At 38.8% G+C, this 12,230-nt stretch carries 9 protein-coding genes; 3 read left to right on the top strand and 6 right to left on the bottom strand.

Features of this window, described 5'->3' with window-relative positions:
• The first annotated feature begins 606 nt into the window (after window positions 1–606).
• From H5058_RS07935 to H5058_RS07925, 3 genes are all read left to right on the top strand, one after another.
• Window positions 607–969 carry a hypothetical protein gene (locus H5058_RS07935; RefSeq protein ID WP_182677586.1) on the top strand — a complete coding sequence of 121 codons (363 nt, stop codon included), beginning with the start codon at window positions 607–609 and terminating at the stop codon, window positions 967–969.
• Entirely contained in the window at window positions 969–3,305 is a 2,337-nt protein-coding gene (locus tag H5058_RS07930; RefSeq protein WP_182677591.1) for a fatty acid cis/trans isomerase, read from the top strand. Before H5058_RS07935 ends, H5058_RS07930 begins: the two co-directional genes overlap by 1 nt.
• Before the next feature lie 160 nt (window positions 3,306–3,465).
• Window positions 3,466–4,875 carry an ATP-binding cassette domain-containing protein gene (locus tag H5058_RS07925; protein ID WP_086994763.1) on the top strand — a complete coding sequence of 470 codons (1,410 nt, stop codon included), beginning with the start codon at window positions 3,466–3,468 and terminating at the stop codon, window positions 4,873–4,875.
• A gap of 47 nt (window positions 4,876–4,922) precedes the next feature.
• Here H5058_RS07925 and H5058_RS07920 read toward each other — a convergent pair whose 3' ends face one another.
• The 6 genes from H5058_RS07920 to H5058_RS07895 form a co-directional block, all read right to left on the bottom strand.
• Complete coding sequence (locus tag H5058_RS07920; protein ID WP_011329420.1) at window positions 4,923–5,801, bottom strand: TraB/GumN family protein; 879 nt, start codon at window positions 5,799–5,801, stop codon at window positions 4,923–4,925.
• 50 nt (window positions 5,802–5,851) lie between these two features.
• A complete protein-coding gene (locus tag H5058_RS07915; protein ID WP_011329419.1) occupies window positions 5,852–7,285 on the bottom strand; it encodes a sensor histidine kinase KdpD in 1,434 nt (477 codons plus the stop codon).
• Window positions 7,266–7,940, bottom strand: coding sequence for a response regulator transcription factor (locus tag H5058_RS07910; protein WP_011329418.1), 675 nt, complete (start codon window positions 7,938–7,940; stop codon window positions 7,266–7,268). The genes H5058_RS07915 and H5058_RS07910 overlap by 20 nt, the downstream gene beginning before the upstream one ends.
• 63 nt (window positions 7,941–8,003) lie before the next feature.
• A complete protein-coding gene (locus H5058_RS07905) occupies window positions 8,004–9,983 on the bottom strand; it encodes an LTA synthase family protein (RefSeq protein WP_182677584.1) in 1,980 nt (659 codons plus the stop codon).
• Complete coding sequence (locus H5058_RS07900) at window positions 9,974–10,345, bottom strand: diacylglycerol kinase (protein ID WP_182677582.1); 372 nt, start codon at window positions 10,343–10,345, stop codon at window positions 9,974–9,976. Before H5058_RS07900 ends, H5058_RS07905 begins: the two co-directional genes overlap by 10 nt.
• A complete protein-coding gene (locus tag H5058_RS07895) occupies window positions 10,342–12,012 on the bottom strand; it encodes a phosphoethanolamine transferase (protein WP_182677580.1) in 1,671 nt (556 codons plus the stop codon). Before H5058_RS07895 ends, H5058_RS07900 begins: the two co-directional genes overlap by 4 nt.
• Window positions 12,013–12,230: the final 218 nt, after the last annotated feature.

Raw genomic sequence — 12,230 nt, 5'->3', positions numbered from 1 at the left:
CGATGATAGTGTAGCATTTGCTATGTGAAAGTAGGACATTGCCAGGCTCCAAATTGTAGAAAGCCCGACTAGAAATAGTCGGGCTTTTTTACGTCTGCAGAAAAGTGAAATGTGGGTGAATAATGTACACAAGTCTCCCGCGTAGGTCGGGCGAGCGTAGCGACACCCGACACTCAAATCATAAAAACATCACCACTAGCCAATGAATGTGGTGCATTTGCACTGTGATTTTCTACCGCTGTGGGCACTACGACATTACCAGGCTCCAAATTATAGAAAGCTCGACTAGAAATAGTCGGGCTTTTTTACGTCTGCAGGAAAGTGAGGTTCGTATAATTAATATACACTCATCCAACACCTAACACGTAGGTCGGGCGAGCAACGCGATACCCGACACTAAAATCATAAAAAACATCACCACCGGCGAATAAGGTTAAACTTAACTTGTGAGTATGATTGAATTGATAATGTAGTTATTCGTTTTTTATCACTAAATACAGCACATAGGCGTAGTTACTGTTGATAACTTTCGCTAATTTTTGATCTTATTATTTGCTATAATCGTTTTATAAATAGCCTGCATAGCCGTATTGAGAGATCAGCACAATGGAATTTGAACAAGATAGCACTTTAACCCTTCCTTTATTTCTTTTTGATGACACTTTAAGTGACAGAGATTTAGAGCAACCTGACTTTGAAATTTCACTGCCACTTGATGACGAATTACTGACTCAACTATGTCAAAACCCTAGTGAAGACAGCAGTATAGCAATTAGTGTTGAGAGCTATCAGCTAACCATAATTAATCCTGAGCTGGCAGATATTGCAGAGCAACAGCATGATGCACAATTAACTTTAACCCGCGGGCCATTATTAAGTGCAGTACTGATTACAGCAGATCAACAAACATTTGTTTCTCCACAAATGGATATGATGCCTACGTTTGATTTAGGCGATGAGGACGAATGATGAGAAAAGTCGTAATAAGTACGCTAATACTGATTATTTTAAGTGGCTGTGCGTATTTAGGTAATGCTCATTACAATGATTTATTTGGCCCTGAGCAAACACAAGATCGTATGGTTTTACATAGTACAATTGAGGGGGCTGATTTTTTACAAAATGTAAAGCCAGTGCTTGATACACGCTGTGTAGTTTGCCACGGTTGCTACGATGCACCATGTCAGCTTAAGCTCTCATCTCCCGAAGGCATTGATAGAGGTTTAAGTAAAGAGCTGGTCTATGATGGTACGCGTTTATTAGCCACTACACCGAGCCGTTTGTTGTTTGATGCAGATAATACCCAGCAATGGCGTGATAAAGGTTTTTCGCCGGTGCTAAATGAGCGCGAGCAAAGCATAGAAGCAAACTTAGCAGGCAGTGTGTTATTTAATAGCTTAGTGCTAAAGCAAAGCTCTGATATTGCTAACAATGAAGTACTTGATGATGATGATTTTGATTTTTCGTTAAGTCGCTCTCAAACCTGTGCCACTATGGGAGAGTTTGATAGGTTGGCGGATGATCAACCACATGGTGGTATGCCTTATGGTTTGCCAGGCGTATCGCGTGAGGAATTTAAGCACTTACAAAATTGGCTGAAAAACGGTGGTAAAATGGCCAATATTGCACCGCCAACAGCGTTTGAGCTACAACAAATTAAGCGTTGGGAAGCATTTTTAAATCAAGATAGTTTAAAGTATCAGCTTTCTGCGCGTTATATTTACGAGCATTGGTTTTTAGCAAACATCTATTTCACTCCAGAAAACACGCAAACCTTTTTTAAATTAGTGCGCTCAAGTACACCACCCGGTCAAGATATTAAACTCATTAGCACACGTCGTCCTTATGATGATCCTAATGTTGAACGTGTTTACTATCGAATGATGCATGAACGCTCAACTATTTTGTCAAAAACACATTTGCCACTTAAATTAAATGATGCAAAGCTAACGCGTTTATATCAGCAGTTTATAGAGCCTGAATATACAGTAACGAGCATGCCAAGCTATGAGCCAAAGGCTGCCTCTAATCCTTTTAAAACCTATGAAGTGATTCCAATCGACTCAAAATATCAGTTTATGCTTGATGAAGCTGAGTTAATAATTATGGGCTTTATTAAAGGGCCGGTTTGTCGTGGGCAAATTGCACTTAACGTCATAAATGATCATTTTTGGGTTGCATTTGCTGATCCTAAAAAAGTGGCTACTCCTGCTGTAGGTGAAATGCTGATTCAGCACGAAGATGCGCTTGAGCTACCTGCCGCTGAAGAAAGTAACGCATTAGCGATTAAAAGCTGGATTAAATATTCGGTGCGCGAAAAACGTTACTTAAAAGCTAAAGTTGAGCTGGCTAATGAGCTGTTTAAAAATGGCGATCACTTAACCACTAATTTATTGTGGAAAGGTGATGGTGTTAATAAAAATGCTGCGTTAACTGTATTTCGTCACTCAGACAGTGCCACGGTTGTGAAAGGCTTAATTGGACAAGAGCCTAAAACTATGTGGGTGCTTGATTATGCTTTATTTGAGCGCATTCACTATTTATTGGTTGCTGGATTTGATGTATATGGCAATGTAGGGCACCAACTCGTTACACGTTTATATATGGATTTTTTACGTTTAGAGGGAGAGGGTAACTTTCTTGGCTTATTACCTGAAGATAAACGAGAGCAAATTAAAAGTAGTTGGTATCGTAAGTCACCGCCTAGCTTATCTAAGTTCTTTAAAAGTAACCAAGAGTTTAGCCAACCTAGCGGAATAGTTTATAAAACCGATGATCCGCAACATGAGCTTTATGGCTTAATTAAAACGGCATTATCGCCCGTACTTAGTGAGCATTACGATTACACTAGCGTTTCTGGGCCGTTAGCAAGTATTAATACTATGCCTGTTAAGGCAATTAACTTATTGCCACCTGTATCTTATGTATTGGTTAAGCAAACAGACAATAGCCATAAAGCGTATACCATTATTCATCATAACGCACATTACAATATCTCTAGCTTACTTAACGAAGAAGGTCAGCGAGCTTTTGATGAAGATACTGTCACTCTAGTTCCTGGTTTTATTGGGGATTATCCAAGTGCTATTTGGTATTTAAATAATCAACAGCAAGTTGCAGCATTTGCAGAGCAGTTACCACTGATGCAAATTGAAGCTGATTATCGTGCGTTAAAATCTAAGTTTGGCATTCGCCGTACTCATCCACAATTTTGGCAGTATAGCGACATTTTACATCGGGCTGCTAAGCAGTATCGTGGTGTTGAATACGGTATGTTTGACTATAATCGCTTAGAAAACCGCTAGTTTTAATGAACTAAACGCAAGCCCAGCACTAAGTTGCTGGGCTTTTTTATTGCTTGCTGTTTATTACTTGAAATAATTTACAGTGCAGGAAATAGCGGTTGCTTCGAAGTTTAACTTTGCGGTAATTTAAATTAAGTAGAATAAATAATAAGAGTAAACAGTGCAGTCAATTCAGCTTCAAGCATTTAGTGGCTATTTACAAGGCCAAGGGCAAAGTCGTTACCATATCAATGACCTAAGTTGGCAGGTTAACCAAGGCGAGCATTGGTTGTTACTTGGCGCTAATGGTGCCGGCAAGTCAGCTATTACTGCTGCGTTAGCTGGCGAAGCTAAGCACAGTAGTGGTAAGCGCAGTTGCAGTATAGATGCTGTGCAATTGGTTTCATCTGATGCGCAAAAACAGCTTATTAATAAAGAACTAAAAAATGACAAACAAAGCTCAGTGAAAGAGCTGTTATTGGGTACAGCCAATTATGATGTCGATTTGGCGCAGCGTTTAATTAATATATTAGACTTTGATAAATTACTAGCTCGTCATTTTAGGGAGCTTTCAACCGGTGAAACTCGAAAGTTATTATTAATTAAAGCGCTGAGTTCGCGGCCTAATTTAGTGGTGCTTGATGAACCCTTTGACGGGCTTGATGTAGAGTCGAGTACTGCGCTTAATGTCATTTTGGCGCAATTAAGTGAATATATTAGTTTTGTGTTTGTAGTGAATCGTGTAGACGAAATTCCTGCTTTTATTACTCATTATGGTTATGTAAATCAAGGGTGTTTACAGTCTATTTTAGCGCATCCAAATGCAGAGCAAGTAGCCGATTTACTCAAGTTACTGCACTTAGAGCACAGCCAACTGAATATTCCAGAGCGAGATAGCGCGCAAGTTCAAGGGGTGTTTACGGGCAATACCTTGGTAAAGCTAAGCCAAGCAAGTGTAAGTTATAGTGGTTTGAGTATTTTTACAGGGCTTGATTGGACTATTAATAAACATCAGCATTGGCAGTTAAGTGGTAAAAATGGCTCAGGTAAAACCTGCTTATTAAATTTAATTACTGGCGATAATCCGCAGTGTTATAACAACAATATTGAAGTGTTTGGCTTTAAGCGTGGCACGGGGGAGAGTATTTGGGATATAAAGCAACATATTGGCTTTATATCGAATGCGCTACACATGGATTATAGGGTGAGTATTTCGGCATTAAATACTATTGTTTCTGGCTTTTACGACAGTATAGGTTTGTATCAAACCCCAAGTGATGCACAAATTAATATTGCCAAACAATGGCTCGCGCTAATAGGTTTGGAGGAGCAATATAATACCTCGTTTACTCAGTTATCGTATGGCGATCAGCGATTGTTACTTATTGCCCGCGCTATGGTTAAGCACCCAACCTTGCTTATTTTAGACGAGCCCTGTTTAGGGTTAGATGAGGCAAACCGACAGCGAGTGCTATTATTGATTGAAAAAATATGCGCCGCAGGCAGCAGCACGGTAATTTATGTAAATCATCATGCGGCAGATAAAATTAACGGTATAGAGAATTACTTAAAAATGGAAGATTTTAATTAAAACTGAGAGAAAGGTTGAATGAAAAATCACTCAACCTATTTTTTATTTTAAAGACGAGTAACGTTAAAACCTTTATCTTTTAATTGTTTAAGTAAGCCGTGTTGTTCAGGTAAGTGCAGTGCGCCGACGGCAATAAATAGTTGCTCGTTTACTAAACGTGGTGTTAGTTGTTTAATCCAGTTGTTGTTGCGGTTAATGAGCATTACTTGCTCACTAATTTCACCGTAATTACTATCATCAAAACTAGTATTGTAATAATTGGTTAGAGTTTGCATATCGCCATTTTTCCAGGCATCAACTAGCTTAATAAAGTAGGTATTAATGTCGGCAAGCTGCTCAAAGGTTTCTGCAATCATTTCATTACTTAATAATTCCATACCATCAAACATTTGTAGTTGTTGTTCAAGAGTCTCCAGCTCCCCTACTTTAATATCTTTATTTTTGGCGTAAGCGAGTACTTGCTTATCAATACCTGTTTTATCTGAATAACCGGCATTTTGAAACTCAATTTGCATCATAGTTACCATTACCGCCCATGGCTTTAAGCCATTAAACATAGCCACATCAATCGACTTTTTGGCAAAATAATCTTTAAGTTTATTGTAATTTTCTGCAGAGAGCTCAGTTTGCAATGTTTTACCGTTTTTTAGTAGCATGAATGGCATAGAGCGCTGCTGCATTTGCAGTGGCGTTAGTTTGTTTATATCTACCTCTACAATAACTTGAGAGCTTGCATCAATTGCATCAGTTACATTTTTAGGCAAGCCTTGCATGCTGGCGTCGCCTACGTGCACAGTGCCAAATAAATAGGAATTAACTCCGTTTTTTTCTATTTTGTATAACGCAGGAGCAGCATAGCTGTTAAGGCTAAATGTTATAAGTAACGCCACAATAAAAAAGTGGCTAATACGAGTAAGAGCATTCATGGTTTGTCCTTAAAATCTCAAAAATTAGTAGTGTAAATACTAACCTAAATTTACCCGGAGGGCAGCGTTAATATAAACGTTAGCGTATTGTTTTCGGTATTACTAGCCGTAATAGTAAAGCCATTTAAGTTACATAAGCTCTGCACAATAGATAACCCTAAACCGTGACGGTGGTTATTAGTTCTAGATGAATCTAGCTGATAAAGCGGGTCGAAAATAGCTTGTAATTGTTGTTCGCTCAATACTGTAGCCACTTTATTACTTAATGAAATGATAGTGGATTTTGGGTTACTTACGGCACTTAATTCGATGTTGTGCTGCGTTAAACCATAAAATAACGCGTTATCTATTAAATTACATAAAATAGTATTAAGGCTAAACTCGTCAGCAATAATGGTTACATTATTTGCAATAGTATTATTTATACGGGTGGCAATATTAGGGTGTTTAAAGGTTAGCTCATTAATTGTTTGTTTGAGCAAATTATTTAAAACGATAGTTTGCGCGTTTAATTCTATGCTGCTAGTTGAGCGCTGCAATAAGAGCAGGTTGTTTACAATGGTTTTCATACGCTCAGAAATACTGAGTACGTCACTGGTATAGGTATCGCTAATACGCTTGTCATCTGGGTATTTAAGTGCGACCTCGGATAAGCTTATTAGCTCTGCAATGGGAGTTTTAAGCTCGTGCGCTATATCGCTGGTAAGGCGTTTTTCATTACTATAAAGCTGCTGATTAGTAGTAATGAATTTATTGAGTTCATTGCGTATAGGCTCTATTTCTTCTACTTTAAAGTCGCTTTCTATAGTTTGTGCCACGGTTGTAATATCGAGAAGTTTTATTTGCTCGTTCAGGTTGTGTAGCGGAAATAGCCCTTTATTTACAATGCGTGTAACCAAGTAGCGCACGCCAAATACACCAATCACACAGGTGAGAATAAACACCACATCAATAATGATCAGTACTTTATTAAGCTCGGCCGTTGGGGCTGCTATTGCCAGGGTCATACTGTTAATAGTAGCTGATGCGTTGGTGTTTCTAATATCTTTTTTAGCAACAAAGTGGCTTATAAGTACTCGGCCGCTTTGTCCGTTAGGTAAGTCGTAATCAATTATTTTAGATTCGTTTATAGGTAGTTCTAAAAAAGGCAGTTGAGTGTTTTTATACAGTTGTAACGATTGAGAGCGCTCAAACACCTCGCTGCCATGCCATAATTGGTAAAACTCACTGGCGTCGGCTTGTTCGTATTCCGACATAAATTTACCCGAAAATTCAAACTCAACTTTACCGTTGTCATCCTCTACTAAGGTTTTTAAGTAGTTAGCTTTATTAGTGAGGGATTGATTAAACTGCTCCTCTACCCAAGAATCGACACTTAAATCAACAGTTAAAAATATAGTGAATAATATAACGGAGATCACCGCGCTAATATTATTAACGAGTTTACGTTTTATTGAGTGACTTTTACTTTGTTGTTGCGACATAACCAAACCCACGTTTATTTTTTATAGGGAGTTCGCCATCAAACTGTCTTACTTTTTTACGTATGGTTGATATATGTGCTTCAAGCGCATTTTTAGAGAGCATATCGAACTGACCGACCACCGCTTCACTTATAAGCTCCAGCCCTAATACTCGCTCGGGGGCATTAAATAAGCACTCTATTATTTTGTATTCATTACGAGTGAGTTCAATGGCATGTTGCTGGTAATGAAGTGTTTTTAGCGAAAGATCTAATACACAGTCACCTACGGTAAGCGTATTTTGTTGGTTTTGCAGTGAACCACGGCGAAGTAGCGCAAGCACGCGAGCGTGAAGTTCTTCAAACGAAAACGGCTTAGTTAAATAATCGTCAGCCCCTTTCATAAGGCCATTTATTTTATCTTGCGGCTCACTACGAGCAGATAAAATAAGTACACGGCTTTGGTTATTACTGCTGCGCAATGCTTGCAAAATACTCATGCCATCTACACTGGGTAGCATTAAATCAAGTAATATTAGGTCGTAGTTTCCACTAAGTGCCATGCTTAATCCTTCTGAGCCGTCACCGGTTTCATCTACGGTAAAACCAAGGTTGCCAAGGCCTACTTGCAGGCTGCGCCTTAGTGCTTCTGAGTCTTCAATAACGAGGATGTTCATCTTTGCTCGATTTGTAAAAATAGCCTTGTTACTTTAACAAGGCTTTATTATCAAGTCACTTTGTTAATGATACCAACCATTTGTATAAGCTAAGTTACCTAGGTTGGCATGGGCTAGGGCTTTTTTAATCAGTTGCTCATCGTTTTTACATGGCACAAGCTGATTATTACTATACGTATAGGTGGTTGCTGGTTTTTGCGGTTGTAGCACCACCACTTTATTGTCGTGCATATAGGCAAAGTTTTTGTCGTATTGCATCATTGCGCGTTGTTTGTTGTCGCTAATAGGTTTTGATAAATCATGGCCTATCATAGGGTGTTTGCCACTTACGCCAATTAAAGATAGTAAAGTAACGGGAATATCGAGTTGGCTGGCTAGTTGATTATCGCGTTTATGGGCAATGTCTTTACCAAAAATAACCGCTGGAATTCTAAAGTGATCAATTGGCACCAAGCTAGCACCTGATACACGCGAGTCGTGATCGGCTATTACAATAAATACCGTATCGTCCCAGTAGCTCGACTTTTTAGCTTTTTCAATAAATGTACCTAGCGCGTAGTCAGCGTATTTTGCCGCATTATTGCGGGTTTGTTTTTGTTTGTCGTACAGGGTTATTTTATCGTCAGGAAATTCATACGGGCTATGGTTGGAGCTGGAAAATATAAGACTTAAAAATGGTTTATTTTGTTTTTTAAGTTTAGTGAGTTCGATATCAGCTTGGTCGTATAAGTCTTCGTCTGATGCGCCCCACGAGCCATTAAAGTCTATTTTATTAAAGTTATTTGTATCTACAATATCTTTAAAGCCATTACCTAAAAAGAAGCTTCGCATGTTATCAAAGTGGCTTTCGCCGCCATAAATAAATTGGGTGTTATAATTTTGCTTCGCTAAAAAGTCAGCGATAGTAAAAAAGTCACGTTGTGATTTATCAAGCTTAACAACTGCACGCGAAGGTGTAGGCGTAAAGCCTGTAATTATCGCTTCAATACCACGCACCGAGCGCGTGCCAGTGGCATATAAATTATCAAACCCCCAACCTTGTTGATAAAGGGCGTCAATATTAGGCGTTAGCGGTAAACCGCCAAGTGTGCCTACATAGCGTGCCCCTAAGCTTTCTTGTAAAATAATGACTAGGTTTTTTGGTTTAGTGTTATTCGTTGCGGTATGAAAGGTGTTTGTTGGCGCACTTTTATCAGTAAATGTGGCTTGGCTATCTTGCATATTATTGCGCACTATACTGAGCAGTTCATCTGCTGGCATTTTTCCGTAATAATCTTGGCTAGATTGCTCATTAGAGAGCTGCTTTACCGCAAATGCTACGCTATAAAGTGAGTTAAGGGTTAAGTCGTTAAGTAAGTGATCGGTCGAAAACGATACCATGGCTGGGTTAAGTGGTCTGTGCCCTAATGAATTACGCGCGCCTAAAATAGTTAAGCACACTAAAACTAACGCTAAAATTGATTGATTTAACCTTGTTAGTGACGACTTACTTTGCCATTGATGGCTAAATACTTTACCTGCAAATTTGCAGCTTAAAATAAGTGCTATAACCGCAATAAGTATTTCTAATTTATAGCCCGAAAAAATCATTTTAGAGACTTCTTTAGGGTAAATTAAATACTCTATAAATAAGCGGTTTGGGCGTAAATCATACTCGTTTATAAATGTAGGGGTAATCACTTCAAAAAAAACGAGTAAAGCAGACATACCCACTAAGTAAATTTTAATTAGGCTGCGTATTTTATTTTGCCAACCTACGCTCTGCATCAGTAAAGTAAGTAGCAATACGGGCATAATAATGTAGCTTAAAGTGGCTATATCAACTCTTAAACCACCTACAAATATAGAAAACCACGCATGCGATCCAAATACACGCTCCCCTTGCCATACACTTAAACCAAAGCGAGCAAGTGTTAAAAAGCCAAGGGCTAAAACAGCAAATACAACAAAAATCCATACCGGGCCAAGTGCATTTTTCACCTGAGGTATTACTTTAACTATTAGCCCCGTTATTTTAGGTATAAAATTTAGCTTTAAGCCCATAATACAGCCCACCAAATAAGTGCGGCAATTAACATGGCTATAAACACACTGGCAGAGGCTATATCTTTAGCGAGACCCGAAAGCTCATGGTATTCGCTGCCAATCCTATCAACTACAACCTCAACTGCCGTATTTACTAGTTCAGCAAACAATACAAAAAGCAGGCTGGCTATAAGTAGTAATTTATCGCTTAGTGCAATTTCTTGCAGATACACAAACACACCAAGTAACGAAAACAGTGCTAACTCTTGTTGAAACGCCGCTTCAAATCGACTCATCCATTTTAAGCCGTTAAAAGAATGGCTTAAGGTAAAAATAAGGCGCATTAAGCCTTGGCGTTTTATAACGGTTTTATTGCTCATAGTTGTATTTCGCTTGGTGTTGTTTGGCAGCTCGCAAGTAGATCAAGCGATGCCTGATACGTTTTGCTGTTAATGCCAATTAAATTTAAAAGGGTGTGGAAAATATTGTTGTGTGAGCGTGCAGCATTGGTGTCTAAATTAGCTAAGCAGGTATTGGTAATGCGCTGATTATGCTCATCAGCCCACATATAAAGTGGTACGTGGGTTTGTGTGCTAGGCGCAAAGCTATACGGAAAGCCATGTAAATAAGCACCGCCCTCGCCAAGAGATTCACCATGATCTGACACATATAAAAATTGCTTATCTATATTGTTTGGCAGCGTTTTTAATTGCTCAATTACTTGGGCGTTAACAAAGTCGCTGTACGCAATGGTGTTGTCGTAGGTATTAACTAATTCATCAAATGAGCAATTTTGAATATCGCTTCTGTCGCAGGTTGGGGTAAATTGTTTAAATTGTTCAGGGTAGCGTTTAAAGTAAGTTGGCCCGTGCGAGCCCATCATATGCAGTACGATAACGGTGTTAGCTTGGGTTAAATTAGCCAGTTTGTGTTTAAGTGGAGCTAATAGCGCTTCATCAAAACAGTACTTACCATCACATAAAGTAGTTTTTGTTGTAGGTATGTCGATAGTAACTACTCGCGTACATACGTCTTTACAGCCGCTGTTGTTATCAACCCAGAGTACATCACTGCCTGCGTGCTGGGCCAAATCAATCAAGTTTTGCTGGCTGTCGGCTTCGAGTCGATCAAAGTTTGTTTGTGTTTGCAACGAAAACATACAAGGTACAGATACCGCTGTAGCCGTGCCGCAAGACGCCACATTATTAAAGTAAGTAACGCCGTGTTTTTGGGTATAAAAATTGGTGTTACGTTTATAACCTTGATAAGCAAAGTTTTCTGCTCGTGCAGTTTCACCAACCACTATTACGGTTACGCTACTGGTATTAGGCGCAATTAGGGTAGGTGCAGCATCTATATTTTTAAATTCCATATTGGTATACAGCAGCTGATCGCGCATATATTTATAGCCGCTAGAGAGATACTGAAATGGAATAATTTCTTTTTTCAAAATGCGGTTATTGCGGCCCGTTGCAGCATAGTCGGCATAAAAGTTTGTAACCACCAATACTATAAGCGCCAAACACGCTACAACTAGCTTTACGCGGCTAAGTACTTCTTGGTGAGGGCGGGTAAAGTGTATTTTTATTTTGCTTAAAACAAAAACAGGCAGGGCAGAAAACAGCAGTAAAAAGCCAATAAGCTGCGGATTTAAATAGCTTAATGCTTCGCTTGAATCAGTTTCGAAGGTGTTTTGGATCATAGAATAATCAAACACCACGCCATAATTTAAGGTGCCGTAAAGTACTGCACTGGAAATAACCAATAAAAAGTAATTAAGTGGCTTTAATAACCACCGAACCGACACTATCGAAAAAAATATAATTAGCAGGCAGAGTAGTAATAGCGGTACTGAAAATAAAAATAGCCAAGAAAAAGAAGCTAAAGAAGTAATGGCGCTAAAAGAGCCATGAATGAATGGAATATTTATAACCAAGCAATAGTAGCAGGCAATCATTACTACAAAAGCGTTGGCGCTACAGTGAATGTAAAACCGTTTACCACGATTAAGTTTTTGCTGTGTAGATATAGGACTAAGTGAATGCATATTTAGGCTCGTTTAAAACAACAACGCCATGTTATGCAACAACACTTAAGAACTGCTTAAGAGAAGCTACGCATTTCCTGAGGGGGTAAAATAAATTTATTCCCAGAGTATTATTAAAAATTAATCAAACCATAAAAAGGGCATATTAGAATAGGGAATTTATAGCGCTTAACTATTCACATAAAAAAACCATAGCAGGTAATTATAGTGAATATTAA

Origin of the sequence: Pseudoalteromonas sp. SR45-4 (assembly GCF_014163535.1) — a bacterium.
Classification (GTDB): Bacteria; Pseudomonadota; Gammaproteobacteria; order Enterobacterales; family Alteromonadaceae; genus Pseudoalteromonas; species Pseudoalteromonas nigrifaciens.
Note: the sequence above shows the minus strand (reverse complement) of the source record. Positions and strands in the feature narration are given on the sequence as shown.